Origin of the sequence: Agrobacterium sp. 10MFCol1.1, assembly GCF_000381165.1 — a bacterium.
Taxonomy (GTDB): domain Bacteria; phylum Pseudomonadota; class Alphaproteobacteria; order Rhizobiales; family Rhizobiaceae; genus Agrobacterium; species Agrobacterium tumefaciens.
Genome location: NZ_KB906078.1, coordinates 200,574 through 217,733, shown reverse-complemented (window position 1 = coordinate 217,733; position 17,160 = coordinate 200,574). Strand labels below are relative to the sequence as shown.

Below are 17,160 nucleotides of genomic sequence, written 5' to 3'. Positions count from 1 at the left end.
GGTTAGACCGCGGCTGCCGCAGCAAACCCGGCCTCGAGATCCTTCTTGAGGTCGGCGATATCTTCAAGCCCTATCTGCAGACGGATGACCGGACCTTCCGACGGGCCTTTGGCAATCGTCCTGTCGACAAGCGACACCGATACGGCAAGCGATTCGTAACCACCCCAGGAATAGCCGAGCCCGAAGAAGGTCAGCGCATTCAGGAATGCCGCCGCAGTCTGCTTGTATTTGCCCTCTTCGGCCTTCAGCACGAAGGAAAATACGCCGCTCGCGCCCTTGAAATCGCGCTTCCAGAGTTCATGCCCGGCAAAGCTCGGCAGGGCCGGATGCAGAACGCTCACGACGTCGTCGCGGCTTTCCAGCCAGGTGGCGATGTCGAGGGCGCTTTTCTGGTGGTGCGCAAGCCGAATGCCCATGGAGCGCATGCCGCGCAGTATCTGATAGGCGTCATCAGGCGTCACGCAGATGCCAAGATTGGTGTTCGCTTGATAAAGCGTCTTCCAGTGCTTTTCATTGGCGGAAACAAAGCCCATCAGGACATCGGAATGACCTGACGGATATTTGGTGGCGGCATGGATGGAAACATCGACACCGAAATCGAGCGGCTTGAAATAAAGCGGTGTCGCCCAGGTATTGTCCATCGTCACGACGCAATCGTGCCTGTGGGCGATCTCGGTGATCAGCCGAACGTCCTGAATCTCGAAGGTATTGGAACCCGGCGCTTCGAGATGCACCAGCTTGGTATTCGGGCGGATCAGCGCTTCGATACCCGTCCCGATGGCCGGGTCGTAATACTCCACCTCCACACCAAGCTTCTTCAGCATCGTGTTGCAGAAGCGGCGTGTGGGAAAATAAACCGAATCGACGATCAGCGCATGATCGCCGGCGCCAAGATAGGCGAGGAACGGCACGGTGATCGCCGCAAGGCCCGATGGCACGAGAATGGTTCCGAAAGAACCCTCCAGCTCGTTGACGAGATTGCATAGCGCATCGGTCGTCGGCGTGCCGTGGGTGCCATAGGTGTATTTCTGGTTTTCGGTCGAAAGCGTCTCGGCATCGGGGAAAAGCACGGTAGAACCGCGCACGATGGGCGGATTGACGAAACCGAAACAGTCGGCGGGATCGTTGCCGCCATGGGTCAGGCGCGTATTCATACCTGCGGTGGAAAGCAGGTCATTGGTCTTGGTCATTTCAGATCAGCTTTCGAAGGGATATTGACGCGAGCGACAATGCGGAGAGCCGGAGGCAAGGTCAAGTCCCGCAGAACATTCGTAGATGGGAGGATTGATCCACCCGGTAACAGCATACAAGAAGTATACAAAAATCGTGCAAGTGTATTTTTCCGCAAAAATATGCTTATATTTTCACCCTTTGCACACTTCCCGACCAAAATTTGGAAAATTCCGTTTTATAGGCACAATTATTGTCAGCATGTCTTGACCCCGCTGCCAATTACGATTGTGATAGAAAAAGCGGATCGAAAAGATCTGCTGAAGGGGGGAGCTGGGGCAAAAACAATATGCCGGTCCTCTTCCGATTGACGATAACAAACAAAGGTTGGGAAAAATGAAAAAGGCAATTCTGTCGGCCGTTATCGGCGCAGCAGTTTTGGGAGGAGCCTCGGTCGCTTCGGCTGCGACGCTTCAGGACGTGAAGTCGAAAGGTTTCGTCACCTGCGGCGTGAGCGCTGGCATTCCGGGATTTTCCAATCCCGATGACAAGGGCGAATGGTCCGGCATCGACGTGGACTATTGCCGCGGTATTGCCACTGCGGTTTTCGGCGATCCTACGAAGGCTAAATTTGTCGCTCTTTCGAGCAAGGACCGTTTTCCGGCTCTCCAGTCTGGCGAGGTCGACGTTCTGACCCGTAACACCACCTGGACGATCAGCCGCGACACATCGCTCGGCTTCAACTTCCGTACCGTCAACTATTATGACGGCCAGGGCTTCATCGCCAAGAAGGGCCTCAACGTGAAGTCCGCGCTTGAGCTTTCCGGCGCCGCCGTCTGCGTTCAGACCGGCACGACCACCGAGCTCAACCTTGCCGACTACTTCAAGACCAACAACCTGCAGTACAACCCGGTTGTTTTCGAAAAGGAATCCGATGCGACTTCGGCTTATGATTCCGGCCGTTGCGACGTTTACACCACCGACCAGTCCGGTCTGTACGCTATCCGTCTCAAGCTAAAGAACCCCGATGACAACATCGTTCTGCCTGAAGTGATCTCCAAGGAGCCGCTTGGACCGGCCGTTCGCCAGGGCGACGACCAGTGGTTCGACATCGTCACGTGGGTTCACTACGCGATGGTCAACGCCGAAGAGCTGGGCATCACGTCGAAAAACGTCGACGAGCAGAAGAACAGCGCCAACCCTGATATCAAGCGTCTGCTTGGTACTGAAGAAGGCACCAAGATCGGTACCGATCTCGGCGTGACGAACGACTGGGCCTATAACATCGTCAAGAAGGTCGGCAACTACGGCGAAGTCTTCGACCGTAACGTTGGCGCCGGCTCGCCGCTGAAGATCGAGCGTGGCCAGAACGCGCTTTGGACCAAGGGCGGCCTGCAATACGCACCGCCGGTTCGTTGATCGGCACTATCGTTGGCTAAGGACTGAAGGGAGGCTGGGCAATGCCCGGCCTCCACTTGAAATTATAGAATAAGCTCGCAAAGAGCATATAAAAGGGAAAGGTGCCTATGGCAGGCAACGCGGTCAGTTCGCAACGATCGCGCGCGCAAAGCGCGTCGTCACTCATTTACGATCCACGCATACGCGGAATTTTTTATCAGGTTCTGACAGTCGTCATCCTGACCGCCTTCGTCTGGATCATCGTGACGAATACGATCACAAATCTTCAACGGTCAAACATTTCGTCCGGCTTCGGCTTCCTCAATGGAAGAGCCGGCTTCGATATCGGCCAGTCGCTGATCGCTTACACCAGCGATGCGACCTATGGCCGGGCATTGCTCGTTGGTATTCTCAACACAATTCAGGTCGCATTTTTCGGCATCATCGCCGCGTCGATCATCGGTTTCATCGTCGGTATCGCCCGGCTGTCCAACAACTGGCTAATCTCGAAGCTGGCGCAGGCCTATGTGGAAATCTTCCGCAACATCCCGCCCCTGCTCGTCATCTTCTTCTGGTACAAGGGCGTCATATCCGTTCTGCCGCAGGCCCGCGATTCGCTCCAGCTTCCGCTTGGAACCTACCTCAACAATCGCGGCTTCTTCTTTCCAAAGCCTCTCTGGGGCGAAGGGACGTGGCTGATACCGCTCGCTTTTGTGGTCGCCATCGTCATCAGCGTCTTCATTTATCGCTGGGCGAAGGCCAGGCAGGAAAGAACCGGCGAGCAGTTCCGCACCGGCATCACCGCAACACTTCTCATCATCGGCCTTCCGGCTGCGACATTCCTCGCGCTCGGCTCACCCCTGACATTCGATTACCCGATTGCCGGGCGGTTCAACCTTGCGGGCGGTTCGGTCGTCGCACCTGAATTCATGTCGCTGTTTCTGGCGCTCTCCTTCTACACCGCTTCCTTTATCGCCGAGATCGTTCGCGGCGGCATCAAGGCCGTGGCAAAAGGGCAGACCGAGGCAGCGGAGGCATTGGGTCTTCGCGCCAGCACGACGACACGTCTGATCGTCGTTCCTCAGGCGATGCGCATCATCATCCCGCCGCTGACAAGCCAGTATCTCAACCTGACCAAGAACTCGTCGCTTGCGGTCGCGGTCGGTTTCGCCGACATCGTCTCCGTTGGCGGCACGATCCTGAACCAGACGGGACAGGCGGTCGAAGTTGTCGCTATCTGGCTCGTTCTCTATCTCTCGCTGTCCATTCTCACGGCCGTGGTCATGAACTGGTTGAACGCGAAAATGGCCCTGGTGGAGAGATAATAGATGACGATCAGCAATCACGCGTTCGTGCGCCACACCATTGAAGAAGCCAAACCCGCGCCTTCAAGCGCGGTTGGTATCAGCCATTGGCTGCGCACTAAACTTTTCGCCACGCCGAAGGACACCGTCCTTACGGTTCTTGCCATCGCGTTCCTCGCCTATCTTTTGCCACCAATCTTCAAGTGGCTGTTCGTAGACGCGGTATGGACCGGTACGGATCGCATCGCCTGCCTCACCGCCTCCCAGGGCGGTGCGCTGGCCGATGGCCAGTCCGGCGCATGCTGGGCCTTCGTTTCGGCGAAGTTCGGCCAGATCATGTTCGGCCGTTACCCGATCGATGAACGCTGGCGTCCTATCCTTGTGATGGTCATGTTCACCATCCTCCTGGTGCCAATGCTCATTCCGAAAGCGCCGTTCAAGCGGCTCAATGCGCTGGCGCTTTTCATCATCCTGCCAGTCATTGCGTTTTTCCTCCTCATCGGCGGCGTCTTCGGCCTGCCGGTGGTGGAAACGCAGCTCTGGGGCGGCCTGATGGTTACCCTGATCCTGTCTTTCTTCGGAATTGCAGTGTCCCTGCCCTTCGGCATTCTTCTGGCGCTTGGCCGCCGGTCGAACCTGCCGGTAATCAAAATGCTGTGCGTGCTTTTCATCGAAGTTATCAGAGGTATTCCTCTGATCACCGTCCTGTTCTTCGCCAGCATCATGTTGCCGCTGTTCCTTCCCGACGGCTGGACCTTCGACAAGTTCCTGCGCGCTCTGGTCGGCGTGTCGCTCTTCTCGTCCGCCTATATGGCGGAGGTGATCCGTGGCGGCTTGCAGGCCATCCCGAAGGGGCAATATGAAGGGGCAGACTCGCTCGGCCTGAACTATTGGCAGAAAACCCGGCTGATCGTGCTGCCGCAGGCGCTGAAGCTCGTCATTCCGGGCATCGTCAACACTTTCATCGGTCTTTTCAAGGACACGTCGCTGGTCTCGATCATCGGCATGTTCGACCTGCTTGGCATTGTCACACTCAACCAATCGGATGCGAACTGGGCGACACCTGTCACCGCAATGACGGGCTATATTTTCGCCGGGTTCATATTCTGGATATTCTGCTTCGGCATGTCGCGTTATTCGCTGTTCATGGAACGGCACCTCGACACCGGGCATAAACGATAAGGGACGCTCAAAATGGCAGAAACCCAAACAAAAAAACTGGCCGTTTCGACAACGGACGTGGCAATCGAACTCGTCGGCATGAACAAGTGGTATGGCGACTTCCACGTCCTGCGCGACATCAACCTGAAGGTGATGAAGGGCGAGCGCATCGTCATCGCCGGCCCTTCGGGATCGGGCAAATCGACCATGATCCGCTGCATCAACCGGCTGGAAGAACATCAGTCGGGCACGATCAACGTCGACGGTATCGAACTCACCAACGACCTGAAGAAGATCGATGAGGTGCGTCGTGAAGTCGGTATGGTGTTCCAGCACTTCAACCTCTTCCCGCACCTGACCATTCTCGAGAACTGCACGCTGGCGCCGATCTGGGTTCGCAAGATGCCCAAGAAGGAAGCCGAAGAAGTGGCGATGCACTATCTGAAGCGCGTCAAGATCCCCGAACAGGCGCATAAATACCCTGGCCAGCTCTCCGGCGGTCAGCAGCAGCGCGTGGCGATCGCCCGCTCGCTGTGCATGAAGCCGAAGATCATGCTGTTCGACGAGCCGACCTCGGCGCTTGACCCGGAAATGGTCAAGGAAGTGCTTGATACCATGGTCAGCCTTGCCGAAGACGGCATGACGATGCTGTGCGTGACCCACGAAATGGGCTTTGCCCGCCAGGTCGCAAACCGCGTCATCTTCATGGACCAGGGCCAGATCGTCGAACAGAATTCGCCCGCCGAATTCTTCGACAATCCCCAGCACGAGCGCACAAGGCTGTTCCTCAGCCAGATCCTGCACTGAGACACTGCAATCAGCTAGCATCACGAAACGGGGCCATTTCGGCCCCGTTTTCATTTGACGACAGCCTCTCCACGCTCGACCTCATCCATGGGCTTGTCCTAAATATCTAAGTCAACAAAATCGAGCGGTTGAAGATCTCGGCAAAAACCCAAGGGTGACGCCGAAATGTTTGGTAAGGTTCGCCATTCATTTTGATGGCTTCTTTCGCACCATAAGCCCCGTTGAGTGAATCACCGGCCCCTGCAAATCGTCGTTTCACATCGTTCTTCATCCGCGAGAAGCACTGAAACTGCCAAGCCGACCTCGGTTTAACCATTTGTTACGAAACGGAAATCCTTGTTTTCCAAGGGTTCTGACAGCCAATGTCATTTTTTTGTCAAATCATGCATTTTTCCGCTTGCGGACCACGGGGAGCCTGACTATAAGGGCGCCACACCACAAGCGCACGCGCCCTTCGTCTATCGGTTAGGACGTCAGATTTTCATTCTGAAAAGAGGGGTTCGACTCCCCTAGGGCGTGCCACTTGCCTTCGTGTTTCCCCCTTCGAAAATATAAAGCAGCTTCGCAGATAGCGAATTCGTAACGCGTGATCGATGCGCCGGAACCGATTCCAGGGCGATACGTTAGAGTGCCGTCCCCCCGATGGAAGGCAAGCCGGATGAATCGCCAGCGGGCAAATCGACCGGCTTGCCTTTCCCCTTCCAGCCAAACAGTGTCGGTTCTTTCTGGCGGGCAGCAGATGCCAGCTAAGGGTTGGAAAACCACGCCCCGAGGCCTTCGACGAGTCATGAAGGCATTGCCGGCGCGCAGTGATAGCGGCGAAATTTCAAGGCCTTGGCCAGTCCCAGCGCAGTTTTCCACAGCCGGTCCGGCCTCCATAAAAAAACTCGTCACGAAGCGGAAAAAATCAATTTTTCCGCTTGCGGAGCAACGGGAGCCTGACTATAAGGGCGCCACACCACAAGCGCACGCGCCCTTCGTCTATCGGTTAGGACGTCAGATTTTCATTCTGAAAAGAGGGGTTCGACTCCCCTAGGGCGTGCCACTTGCTTCTCCTTGAAAATCAGTATTATGCGTTCAAATCTTCACGTGATGTGTGAGATAGAGAATGCATGCCGTTTCCGGCCGTCCTTCAGCTTTTCCCGTAAAATCAAGTCTCGATCTGTGCCGACTGTCAGGGCGCGAAAGCCGCGTCCAGAACACGCAGCTGCACACGCCTCTGGCCCTGCCAGAGATCGGCACCCACGGTGCCTGCCACGTGGATGGACCTGCCACGCGCATTCAGCAGCATCTGCCCCAGAGGGGCCTCTGCGGCGCGGAATGCGATGCCATCCAGCCGTGAACCATCCATGGCCTCCAGCGTGATCTTGACGTGTGAGGTGCCGACCAGACGCACATCGCGCAGCCGGTGGGCAGGCACGGCAAAAATGGGCTGAGAATGGCCGGAGCCATAAGGACCTGCCTGTTCCAGCTGATCGACAAGCTGCAGGGTCGCGCCAGACGCGCCGATTGCGCCGTCGATCTTCAGCACGCTGCTTTCCACCAGCTCGCTCACCGTCTTTGCGGCGGCTTCCTCGAAGAAGGTCCGGAGTTTGCCGAGATTGGCGCGTTCCACCGTCAGGCCCGCGGCCATGGCGTGACCGCCACCCTTGACCAACAGGCCGGCATCCACAGCGGCGCGGACCATTCTGCCCATATCGAAACCATTGATCGAGCGGCCGGAGCCTGTGCCCTTGCCAGAGGGATCGAAAGCGATGGCAAAGGCCGGGCGGCGGAAACGGTCCTTGAGGCGTGAGGCGAGCAGTCCGACGATGCCAGGATGCCAGTTTTCCCGTGCGGTAACGATGACGCCAGCGCCAGACCCGTCGCCATACTCATAAAGCGCTTCCGCTTCGGCTTCCGCCAGCATCACGGCTTCCATCGCCTGTCGCTCGCGGTTCAGCTCATCCAGCTTTTCGGCAATCACGTCCGCCTGTGACGAGTCGTCGAGTGTAAGCAGACGGCTACCCAGTGCGGCATCGCCAATACGGCCACCGGCATTGATGCGTGGACCGATCAGGAAACCGAAATGATACGGTGTCACCGGCCCACCCAACCCCGCCTTCCTGAACAGCGCCGCCAGCCCGGCGTTGTTCATATGGCGCGCGGCAATCAACCCCTTCACGACATAGGCGCGGTTCAGCCCCTTCAAGGGCACCACGTCGCATACGGTTGCGAGTGCGACTATATCCAGCAGCGCCAGCAGATCGATCGTGAACGCCTGTCTGTTGCGCCTGTCCTTCAACAGCCTGAGGGTGGCGACCAGAACCAGGAACACCACGCCTGCGGCGCAGAGATGCCCCTGCCCCGAAAGATCGTCTTCGCGGTTGGGATTGACCAGCGCCACCGCCGGCGGCAGTTCCGAACCGACCTGGTGGTGATCGATCACCACCACATCTGTTCCCGCATCCTTTGCGGCATTCAGAGATTCATGGCTGGTGGAGCCGCAATCGACCGTCAAGATCAGGGTCGCGCCATTGGCGGCAAGCTGCTGCATCGCCGCCGGGTTCGGCCCATAACCCTCGAAAATACGATCTGGAATATAGATTTTCGGCGTCAGCCCGAAATGCGCGAGAAAACGATACATCAGCGCGGAAGACGCGGCGCCATCAACGTCATAATCGCCGAAGATCGCCACCTTCTCACCGGTCTCGATGGCGCGGACCAGCCTTTCGGCAGCCTTTTCGCAATCTGTCAGCATATGCGGGTCGGGCATCAATGAGCGAATGGTCGGATCGAGGAAAGCGAGAGCCTCATCCACACCCACCCCTCGCCCGGCCAGCACCCGGGCAATCAGTTCGGGAATGGCATGGATCTGGGACATGGCCAGCGCACGGTTCTGTGCGGCCTGATCCAGCCGCGAAACCCAACGTTGCTCTGTCGCCGACCGCTCCACGCTTAGAAATGCGCGGACCACGGTATCGGCCGGCTCCATCATTGCCATCCTGTCCATCGTCCTGTCATGCGAATGCGTATCCGCGCCTTGTCATGACAACGGGCTAAATGGCGATGGCGCCTTTTTCAAGCAAAAACGCCCGTATGAGGTTTCACACCGAGAAAATCGAGAAAAATGGGCTGACGATCGATACCGCGCCGACCAGCAGCAACAGGGAAAACACCGCAAGTGAACACCAATTGCGCTCACATTCAGCAATATCGAATTCCATGCCTCGAATATTGTCGTTGGCATTGTGAGGCCGCGCCCGATGATGGGCGGCCAGAACGCTTTCGCGCTTACTGTCCTTGAAAAGGATAATCGATGTCACAGCCACGCCTCCCTCGCTTGGTAACATGATTAACCATAGAGCCGAATCGCGTTGTTTTCCAGCGGTTCTGAGGCGATCCCCTCAAATTTTATGGCGGCTTATCCGGTGGTCGCCAAAACGGGTTTCGGGAGAAAAAAGATCGCGCCTCCATGTGGTGGCGCGGCCCTCAAATTCAGAAAAATCGTAAAGCGTCTCAGGTACGCTCGATGCGGATGACCTGCGGTTCGCTGACCAGATATTTCTCGTTCTTGATCGCCTTGACGGCCTTGCGGATCGCATCTTCCATCGTCGCGTGGGTCACGAGGATAATCGTCTGCGGCGCGCCTTCCACATGCACGCGCTGGCGCTGCACGATGGATTCCAGCGAAATGTTGTTATCCGCCATGCGGGTAGCGATGGAAGCGAAGACGCCCGCCTGGTCCTTCACCGTCAGCCGGATGAAATAGCCGCCTTCATGGCTCTTCATCTTGGCGCGACGATAATCGGTCAGCGACTTCGCCGGACGGCCGAGCACCGGAACCTGCTGGGCACCGGGACGGCTCTTGGCGATATCGGCGATGTCACCGAGCACGGCAGAGGCCGTGGCATTGCCGCCCGCACCTGGGCCAACCATCAGAAGCTCGCCAAGAATATCGGACTCGATCGCCACCGCATTGGTGACGCCATCAACCTGCGCGATAACGGAATCGAGCGGCACCATGGTCGGATGCACCCGCTGCTCGATACCGGATTCGGTCACCTGCGCCACGCCGAGAAGCTTGATGCGATAACCGAGCTCGGCGGCCGCCTGAATGTCCTCGCTGGAGATGTTGGTGATGCCTTCGAGATAGATGTCGTCGGCCGAAATCTTGTTGCCGAAGGCAAGCGTCGTCAGAATGGCAAGCTTGTGGGCGGTATCGTTACCCTCGATATCGAAGGCGGGATCGGCTTCGGCATAACCCAGCCGCTGCGCTTCTTTCAAACAGACCTCGAACGACAGCCCTTCCTTCTCCATCTTGGTCAGGATGTAGTTGCAGGTGCCGTTCATGATACCGTAGATGCGCGACACATTGTTGCCGGTGAGAGATTCACGCAGCGCCTTGATGACGGGAATACCGCCGGCCACAGCCGCTTCGAAATTGAGAAGCGCACCCTTGTCTTCGGCAATCGTCGCCAGCTCGACGCCGTGCTTGGCAAGCAGCGCCTTGTTGGCTGTCACTACATGGAGACCGCGCGAAAGTGCTGCGCGCACAGCTTTTTCCGCCTGGCCGGAAGCACCGCCGACCAGTTCCACCAACACGTCGATATCGGCTTCGTTTGCAAGCTGCTCCGGCGTATCGAACCAGGTAATACCCTTGAGATCGATGCCGCGGTCACGCGAACGGTCGCGCGCGCTCACTGCAATAATCTCAATCGCGCGTCCGCAGGTAATCGCAAGTTCGTTGCTTCTCTGCTGGAGGATGCGCACGAGCGAAGCGCCGACAGTGCCGAGCCCCGCTATGCCGATTCTCAATGAATCTGCCATGGGTATGTTCCTGATTTGCTGGTGATGGTGACGGCCGGGACCCGGCCGCCTTCGGTTGCCCTTATCTGTGGGCATTGAGCGAAACGACATTGTGCATCGTTTCGTCAGCACTCGACAGGAAACGCTTCAGATTGCGCGCTGCCTGACGAATTCGATGCTCGTTTTCAACGAGCGCGAGGCGGACGTAATCATCGCCCATTTCGCCGAAGCCGATGCCGGGAGCAACGGCAATGTCTGCCTTCTCGACCAGAAGCTTGGAAAACTCCAGGCTGCCGAGATGGCGGAACTTTTCCGGGATCTTCGCCCAGGCGAACATCGTCGCCGCCGGCGGTGGAACTTCGAAGCCCGCCTTGCCGAACGTATCGACCATGACGTCGCGACGGCGGCGATAAACGCTGCGTACCTCCGCGATGTCGGAGCCGTCGCCGTTCAGCGCGTGCGTCGCCGCAACCTGGATCGGCGTGAAGGCACCGTAATCGAGATAGGACTTCACGCGGGTCAGAGCCGCGATCAGCCGCTCGTTGCCAACGGCAAAGCCCATGCGCCAGCCCGGCATGGAGAAGGTCTTCGACATGGAGGTGAATTCCACCGCAACGTCGATTGCACCGGGAACTTCGAGAACCGAAGGCGGCGGATTGTTGTCGTCGAAATAGATTTCCGAATAGGCAAGGTCGGAAAGCACGATGATTTCGTGCTTCTTCGCAAATGCGATCACGTCCTTGTAGAAATCGAGCGAGGCAACGTGCGCCGTCGGGTTCGACGGATAGTTGACGATCAGCGCCAGCGGCTTCGGAATGGAGTGGCGCACCGCCCGCTCCAGAGGCCCGAAGAAGCTCTCGTCCGGCTCCACATTCATGGAACGGATAACGCCGCCCGCCATCAGGAAGCCGAAAGCGTGGATCGGATAGGTGGGGTTCGGACACAGGATGACGTCACCAGGCGCGGTGATGGCCTGCGCCATATTGGCGAAACCTTCCTTGGAACCAAGGGTCGCGACGACCTGCGTATCGGGGTTCAGCTTCACGCCGAAACGGCGGGCATAATAACCAGCCTGCGCGCGGCGAAGGCCGGGAATGCCCTTGGACGAGGAATAGCGATGGGTGCGAGGGTCCTGAACGACTTCGCACAGCTTGTCGACGATCGCCTTGGGGGTCGGAAGGTCGGGATTGCCCATGCCGAGATCGATGATATCGGCCCCGGCCGCTCGCGCGCTCGCTTTCAAACGGTTGACCTGTTCGAAGACGTATTGCGGCAGACGCCGGACCTTATGAAACTCTTCCATCACTTTCCTCATGGAAATGGACCGGTTCTGCCGGCCCATAACGAAGTTCGTTCTTGTTGTTAAACGCCGCCGACACGAACCGATCCGGCGGGCGCTATTCATTGTACCGCAAAGCACAAGAAAACCTACAGCGGTTTTCTCGGTCCACGCGGCATCGCGATCATCCGCCTTGTGGCTCCGGCGCGGCCTTTTCAGACCAAAGGCAAGGCGAATTGCGCAATGTAATCAGGAAACCTGCATAACGCCAGATTCTTGGAAATTGCAAGGCAGACCATGCTCAAGAACGGCCATTCCGGCCGTTCAGTCGCGCTCGCCCTTCACAATTGCCGCGCGGATGACGGAAAGCACCCGCTCCGGCTTGATATCGGTGCAGATGAGCTGGCTCGGATGCCCGTCCCAGTCGCCCGGCGGAAAGGCGCGGCCATCCGGCTTCTGAATGGTCTGGCCATCGGCAAGCCCGCCGCAGACGACGCGTATAGGGCCGCTGCGGGTCTCGAACAGTTCGGGCGCAACAAGGTAAACGCAGGCGCAGCTGTCATGCACCACCATGCCATCGCCGGTGCGTGTCTTGTAGAAATCGATGTAGAATTGCGACAGATCGGAAAGTAGCTGCACCGGCTTGCCGCCCGCCTCTGCCATCTCGGCCATGAAGGCGCTGGTCATCACCGTTTTCGTCGTCACGTCCAGGCCGACGACGACCACGCGCCAGGGCGCGGTGAAGACGAGATCGGCCGCTTCCGGATCGCCGTGAATATTGGCCTCAGCCGCCGGCGACACATTGCCGTTGATATCGAAGGCGCCGCCCATGACGATCACCTGCTTCACCAATGCCGCAAAATCCGGCTCTTCGCGCAGCGCCAAGGCCAGATTGGTCATGCGACCAACAGCGATCAGCGTCACCTCGCCGGGATTGGCCTTGACCGTCTCGATAATAAAGCGATGCGCGGGACGCGGATCGAGCGGCAGATCGATGGTCTCTGGAATATCGATATCGCCGAGACCGTTTTCGCCATGGATGAAAGTCGGCCAGTGGCCTTCCTTGCGGGCCGGATCGAAGGTCACGCCCGCACCTTTCGCTACCGGCGCCGTCATCTGCCATTCCCGTTTCAGGAAGAGCGCATTGCGGGTGGTGATATCGATGGGCGCGTTGCCGAAGACGGTGGTGACGCCGATCAGATCGATATCGGGGTGACGGTGCAGGAAAAGAAGCGCCATGGCATCATCTACACCGGGGTCCGTATCGAATATCACTTTATGCATAATGCCCTCATCCTGATGTCTCGTCATCGCCGCGTCTGGCGGTGCGCCACGGAAACATACCCATAAGCGGCAACACCGCAATCCCCCTGCCCGTCCCGGATCGGAGAGAAAAATATTGCGTGGCGATCTTTTCGGTGAAAGAAGAGGCCCTCTCCCTTAAGCCCGCCTGGACATGCCAAGTGCAAGACATCGCTCTCAACGTTTTCCTCGTTCTTTTCTGCGTCGCCATCTTTGCCGGATTTATCGATTCCATCGCCGGCGGCGGCGGTCTCATCACCATCCCGGCCATGCTGATCATGGGAATTCCGCCGCTCGATACGCTCGGCACCAACAAGCTGCAATCGCAGTTCGGCTCGGCGTCGGCCACCATTGCCTATGCCCGCCGCGGCCATGTCAATCTGAGGGAGCAATTGCCGATGGCGATCATGGCGATGATCGGCGGCGGGCTCGGCGCTTTCACCGCCGCCTTCGTGCCGTCAGACCTCCTGCGCACCATCATGCCCTTTCTGCTGATCGCGATTGCCCTGTATTTCGCCTTCAAGCCGCAGCTCAGCGATATCGACAGCCATCGCCGCATCACGCCTTTCGTGTTCGGCCTCACCGCCGCACCGCTCGTGGGTTTCTATGATGGCGTTTTCGGCCCCGGCGCGGGTTCCTTCTACATGCTTGCCTTCGTGGGGCTTGCCGGCTTCGGCATGCTGAAGGCAACCGCCCATACCAAGCTTCTGAACCTGGGTTCGAACTTCGGCGGCTTTGTTGTTTTTGCGGCTGGAGGCGCGGTTCTCTGGAAGCTTGGCATCGCCATGGGCATCGGCCAGTTCGTCGGCGCGCAGATCGGATCGCGGTTTGCGATGAAAAACGGCGCGAAGATCATCCGCCCGCTTTTGGTTCTTTCCTGTCTGGCAATGGCGACGAAGCTTCTTGCGGATGCTTCATCCGCATGGTCAATCGCCACGATCTGGGAAACCATCTTCCCGAAATGACAGGAAAAGGACACGGCTCGACGCTTGCGTTCGAACCGTGAATTTATGCCGTGGCGCGACGGCGCCTGCGATCGGCGATTTCGCGGATGACCACCATTGCGCCAACCAGCTTGTAGTTGGAGGAATAGCAGGGCGACATTTCCAGCGATTTTACGATCGTATGGCCGTCATGATCTTCGGCATAGGTGTATTTCGACGTACCGCCCTTGAAGCAATTGTCGAGCCTCTCCCGCAGATCGTTCTGAAAACGGTGTACTCCGACAAGCTCGGCGATATGACATCCCAAAGGCCCTTCCGGCGTATTGCGCGGAAAAGCATCGATCCCGTTGGAGAATGATACCCGATAACCGGGAGAAACGACGACCACCGGCTCGTCGAGGTCGTTCAGCATATCCTCATCGAGAATGAGATGGCGGTGATGCCACTCCAGGATGTCCTCGTCCTCGTCGCCGATCACCTTTGCCTTGAGCGGCATGCCGACATAGCGGTCAACCAGCGTTCTCAAAAGATCGGAATTGCGCTGCACGCAGCCGAGATCTTCCGCCTCGTGATTAAGGAGGTCGATGGCGAAACGGAATTGCTCACGAATGTCCTCGGAACTGCCGGTCTTACGCCCGATGACCCGATCAAGCAGCAGCTCCAGTTCACGCTCCAGCACTGCGATCTTGTCGGCCTCGTTCTTACCAACCGCTGATTGCAGTTCCGTATAACGCAGCCAGAACAGCTCAATCAAATCTTTCAACCCAACTCTCCCTGAACGGGCAAACAGCCCGCTCCCAATCCGAATGGATAGACACTTATCCCCTCATTGTAGCGTCTGTGCATTAAAAAATGACGTAACGACACGCAGGACCGCCGCAGGGATTAATCTCTAAAATATCATAGCTACTGCTATTTTTTCAATTTCGATAATCCATGAACGAAAAATAAGGTTCCACTAATAAGTAAAAATACTTAAAAACGCAATTTTACGACCGAATTCTGTAAAAAATCACTAGAAATTCGGCCGCGCTGCAAATAATCAGATCTGGTGTTTAACGTCCCAACGGTCGTGATACCACAGCCATTGTTCGGGATATTCGCGGACCCAGCTTTCCACCTTGTCATTCAAAAGCTGCGCCGTCGCCTGAATATCGACATTTCCTTTTTCATCGCGCGGAATTTCAACCCTCGGCTCTATTTCCAGCCGGTAGCGGTTATCAGGCAGACGCACGCAGCGGGCGGGATAGACATCGCAATTGAATTGCCGCACCAGCTTGGCAAGAAGCGGGTTGGTGCGCACCTCATGGCCGAAGAACTTCGTCGTCAAGCCTTTGCCGAACTTCTGGTCAACGAGCACGCCGACACCGCCGCCCCTTTCCAGCTGCCGCGCAAGCGCGAAGGAAGAGCCGGCATGCGACGGCACGAGATTGCCCATGCGTTCCTTGCGGAACTTGAACACCTTGTCGGCCACGAAAGGATTATTCGGCGGCCGGAACAGCACCGTCACATCCAGACCGAAGGCAGAACTGGCCACCGGCAACAATTCGAAATTGCCGCTATGGGCAGTAAATACGATGAAGGGCCGCGGGTTATCGCGAAGCTCGATAAACGTCGAAATACCCTCGACCCGGATACGGCCCGGCTCGCTATTTTCCGGATCGAAATCGAACAGCCTGTCGAGAAAGACATATTCCGCCGCAAGCCGCCCCATGCTGCCCCAGCTGTCCATTGCGATGGTAAGCCGCTCCTCTTCGGATTTCTCCGGAAAGGCGCGCGCCAGATTGTAGAGCATCAGCTTGTGGCGGCCGGTTTTCGGCCCCACGAAGCGCGCCAGCCTGTCGGCAGCGCGAATTCCCGCGTCAGCTGGAAATATCTTCAGCAGATTGAGAAGGCCGAAGGCAAACGTCGCAATCAGCCATTGCCGGAAATGGTCCAGCTTCAGGACGATCCGCGTAATGAACAGTTTCAAGGCGTCAATCCATCCGCAGAACGATTTTGCCGAATACCTGGCGCGTTTCCATGCGCTCCAGCGCCCGGTCGATATCCTCGAAGGTGACTTCCGTGTCGATGACAGGATGAACGATGCCGCGCGCCATCTTCTGCATGGCGTTGGCCATGTTTTCCATGCGGCAACCGAAGGAGCCGAGCAGCTTCAGCTGCTGCTGGAACAGCATCATCAGGTTGATATCGGTCGATACGCCTGAGGTTGAGCCGCAGGTGACGAGACGGCCGCCACGCTTCAGCGAGAACATCGATCCCGCCCAGGTGTCTTTGCCGACATGCTCGAACACCACGTCTACACCCTTCTTTTTCGTCAGCTTGCGCACGACGCCTTCGAAACGGTCGGTCCGGTAGTTGATGACGTGATCGGCACCCAGAGCCTTCGCCCGTTCGATCTTGTCGTCGGAGCCGACCGTGGTGATGACGGTGCAGCCCATCTTCTTGGCCAGCTGGATCGCCGCCGTGCCGATACCGGAACCGCCGGCATGCACGAGGATCGTTTCGCCCGATTCCAGCTTGGCATTGTCAAACAGCATGTGTTCGACCGTGCCGAAGGTCACAGGCGCCAGAGCCGCGCCGATGGCATCGACGCCATGCGGCGCCGGAACGAGCTGGCGGGCGGGAATATTGATCTTTTCCTGCGCAAAGCCGTCGAGATGGAAACCGTGCACGCCCTGAACATGTTCACAAAGATTGTCACGGCCTTCACGGCACGGCTTGCAGATCCCGCAGGTGCGCGCGCCGTAGATCGCGACGAGCTGGCCAGGCAGCACATTCGAAACGCCCGGGCCAATGGCCTCCACTACGCCGGAAGCCTCAGCACCGATCGTCAGCGGCATCTTGCGCTTGGCAAAAGCCATGCCGCGCCAGCCCCAGACGTCGATGTGGTTCAGCGCCACGGCCTTGACGCGCAGCGTCACCTCGCCCGGACCTGGTGCATCGGGTTCAGGCAGGTCCACTTTTTCGAGCTTCCGGTCGTCCACGAGTTGAAGAGCGCGCATGT

At 57.8% G+C, this 17,160-nt stretch carries 14 protein-coding genes and 2 tRNA genes; 7 read left to right on the top strand and 9 right to left on the bottom strand.

Going from position 1 to position 17,160, the window contains the following annotated elements; translation table 11 throughout:
• Positions 1-2: 2 nt before the first annotated feature.
• Positions 3-1,190: a cystathionine beta-lyase gene (locus F617_RS0118125; protein ID WP_003515364.1), complete on the bottom strand. Its 1,188-nt coding sequence runs from the start codon at positions 1,188-1,190 to the stop codon at positions 3-5.
• A 376-nt stretch (positions 1,191-1,566) separates the two neighbouring features.
• Between F617_RS0118125 and F617_RS0118120 the strand changes: the two genes are divergently transcribed.
• The 6 genes from F617_RS0118120 to F617_RS0118085 all read left to right on the top strand — a co-directional run bounded on the left by F617_RS0118120 (position 1,567) and on the right by F617_RS0118085 (position 6,885).
• The gene (locus F617_RS0118120) at positions 1,567-2,589 is read left to right on the top strand and encodes an amino acid ABC transporter substrate-binding protein (RefSeq protein WP_003515366.1); all 1,023 of its coding nucleotides are present in this window, start codon (positions 1,567-1,569) and stop codon (positions 2,587-2,589) included.
• Positions 2,590-2,696: 107 nt separating this feature from the next.
• On the top strand, positions 2,697-3,893 hold the full coding sequence (locus F617_RS0118115) for an amino acid ABC transporter permease (protein WP_003515368.1): 1,197 nt from the start codon (positions 2,697-2,699) through the stop codon (positions 3,891-3,893).
• Positions 3,894-3,896: 3 nt separating this feature from the next.
• Positions 3,897-5,054, top strand: a complete 1,158-nt coding sequence (locus F617_RS0118110) for an amino acid ABC transporter permease (protein ID WP_013636194.1) — start codon at positions 3,897-3,899, stop codon at positions 5,052-5,054.
• 12 nt (positions 5,055-5,066) lie between these two features.
• On the top strand, positions 5,067-5,840 hold the full coding sequence (locus F617_RS0118105) for an amino acid ABC transporter ATP-binding protein (protein WP_003515372.1): 774 nt from the start codon (positions 5,067-5,069) through the stop codon (positions 5,838-5,840).
• A 447-nt stretch (positions 5,841-6,287) separates the two neighbouring features.
• A tRNA-Glu gene (locus tag F617_RS0118095) sits at positions 6,288-6,362 on the top strand.
• Positions 6,363-6,810: 448 nt separating this feature from the next.
• A tRNA-Glu gene (locus F617_RS0118085) sits at positions 6,811-6,885 on the top strand.
• Between the two features lie 129 nt (positions 6,886-7,014).
• On the opposite strand, the gene recJ is transcribed toward F617_RS0118085, so the two are convergent.
• The 5 genes from recJ to F617_RS0118060 form a co-directional block, all read right to left on the bottom strand.
• Entirely contained in the window at positions 7,015-8,823 is a 1,809-nt protein-coding gene (gene recJ, locus F617_RS0118080) for a single-stranded-DNA-specific exonuclease RecJ (protein ID WP_013636196.1), read from the bottom strand.
• A gap of 103 nt (positions 8,824-8,926) precedes the next feature.
• Positions 8,927-9,151, bottom strand: coding sequence for a hypothetical protein (locus F617_RS0118075; RefSeq protein ID WP_026330929.1), 225 nt, complete (start codon positions 9,149-9,151; stop codon positions 8,927-8,929).
• 187 nt (positions 9,152-9,338) lie between these two features.
• Positions 9,339-10,649 carry a homoserine dehydrogenase gene (locus F617_RS0118070; protein WP_003515377.1) on the bottom strand — a complete coding sequence of 437 codons (1,311 nt, stop codon included), beginning with the start codon at positions 10,647-10,649 and terminating at the stop codon, positions 9,339-9,341.
• Positions 10,650-10,710: 61 nt separating this feature from the next.
• The gene (locus tag F617_RS0118065) at positions 10,711-11,931 is read right to left on the bottom strand and encodes an LL-diaminopimelate aminotransferase (RefSeq protein WP_003515379.1); all 1,221 of its coding nucleotides are present in this window, start codon (positions 11,929-11,931) and stop codon (positions 10,711-10,713) included.
• A gap of 300 nt (positions 11,932-12,231) precedes the next feature.
• Positions 12,232-13,191: a nucleoside hydrolase gene (locus F617_RS0118060; RefSeq protein ID WP_019566228.1), complete on the bottom strand. Its 960-nt coding sequence runs from the start codon at positions 13,189-13,191 to the stop codon at positions 12,232-12,234.
• Between the two features lie 179 nt (positions 13,192-13,370).
• Here F617_RS0118060 and F617_RS0118055 point away from each other — a divergent pair, with 179 nt between their 5' ends.
• Entirely contained in the window at positions 13,371-14,174 is an 804-nt protein-coding gene (locus F617_RS0118055; RefSeq protein ID WP_026330928.1) for a TSUP family transporter, read from the top strand.
• A gap of 43 nt (positions 14,175-14,217) precedes the next feature.
• Here the strand turns inward: F617_RS0118055 and F617_RS0118050 are convergent, their stop codons facing one another.
• The 3 genes from F617_RS0118050 to F617_RS0118040 all read right to left on the bottom strand — a co-directional run bounded on the left by F617_RS0118050 (position 14,218) and on the right by F617_RS0118040 (position 17,158).
• The gene (locus F617_RS0118050; protein WP_013636202.1) at positions 14,218-14,916 is read right to left on the bottom strand and encodes a hypothetical protein; all 699 of its coding nucleotides are present in this window, start codon (positions 14,914-14,916) and stop codon (positions 14,218-14,220) included.
• Between the two features lie 279 nt (positions 14,917-15,195).
• A complete protein-coding gene (locus tag F617_RS0118045; protein ID WP_019566226.1) occupies positions 15,196-16,125 on the bottom strand; it encodes a lipid A biosynthesis lauroyl acyltransferase in 930 nt (309 codons plus the stop codon).
• A 4-nt stretch (positions 16,126-16,129) separates the two neighbouring features.
• On the bottom strand, positions 16,130-17,158 hold the full coding sequence (locus F617_RS0118040) for a zinc-binding dehydrogenase (RefSeq protein WP_003515388.1): 1,029 nt from the start codon (positions 17,156-17,158) through the stop codon (positions 16,130-16,132).
• Between the last annotated feature and the right edge of the window lie 2 nt (positions 17,159-17,160).

Coding starts and splice junctions, on each gene's coding strand:
- F617_RS0118125 (WP_003515364.1), bottom strand. CDS start 1,190: ATGACCAAGACCAATGACCTGCTTTCCACCGCAGGTATGAATACGCGC.
- F617_RS0118120 (WP_003515366.1), top strand. CDS start 1,567: ATGAAAAAGGCAATTCTGTCGGCCGTTATCGGCGCAGCAGTTTTGGGA.
- F617_RS0118115 (WP_003515368.1), top strand. CDS start 2,697: ATGGCAGGCAACGCGGTCAGTTCGCAACGATCGCGCGCGCAAAGCGCG.
- F617_RS0118110 (WP_013636194.1), top strand. CDS start 3,897: ATGACGATCAGCAATCACGCGTTCGTGCGCCACACCATTGAAGAAGCC.
- F617_RS0118105 (WP_003515372.1), top strand. CDS start 5,067: ATGGCAGAAACCCAAACAAAAAAACTGGCCGTTTCGACAACGGACGTG.
- recJ (WP_013636196.1), bottom strand. CDS start 8,823: ATGGCAATGATGGAGCCGGCCGATACCGTGGTCCGCGCATTTCTAAGC.
- F617_RS0118070 (WP_003515377.1), bottom strand. CDS start 10,649: ATGGCAGATTCATTGAGAATCGGCATAGCGGGGCTCGGCACTGTCGGC.
- F617_RS0118065 (WP_003515379.1), bottom strand. CDS start 11,931: ATGGAAGAGTTTCATAAGGTCCGGCGTCTGCCGCAATACGTCTTCGAA.
- F617_RS0118060 (WP_019566228.1), bottom strand. CDS start 13,191: ATGCATAAAGTGATATTCGATACGGACCCCGGTGTAGATGATGCCATG.
- F617_RS0118040 (WP_003515388.1), bottom strand. CDS start 17,158: ATGCGCGCTCTTCAACTCGTGGACGACCGGAAGCTCGAAAAAGTGGAC.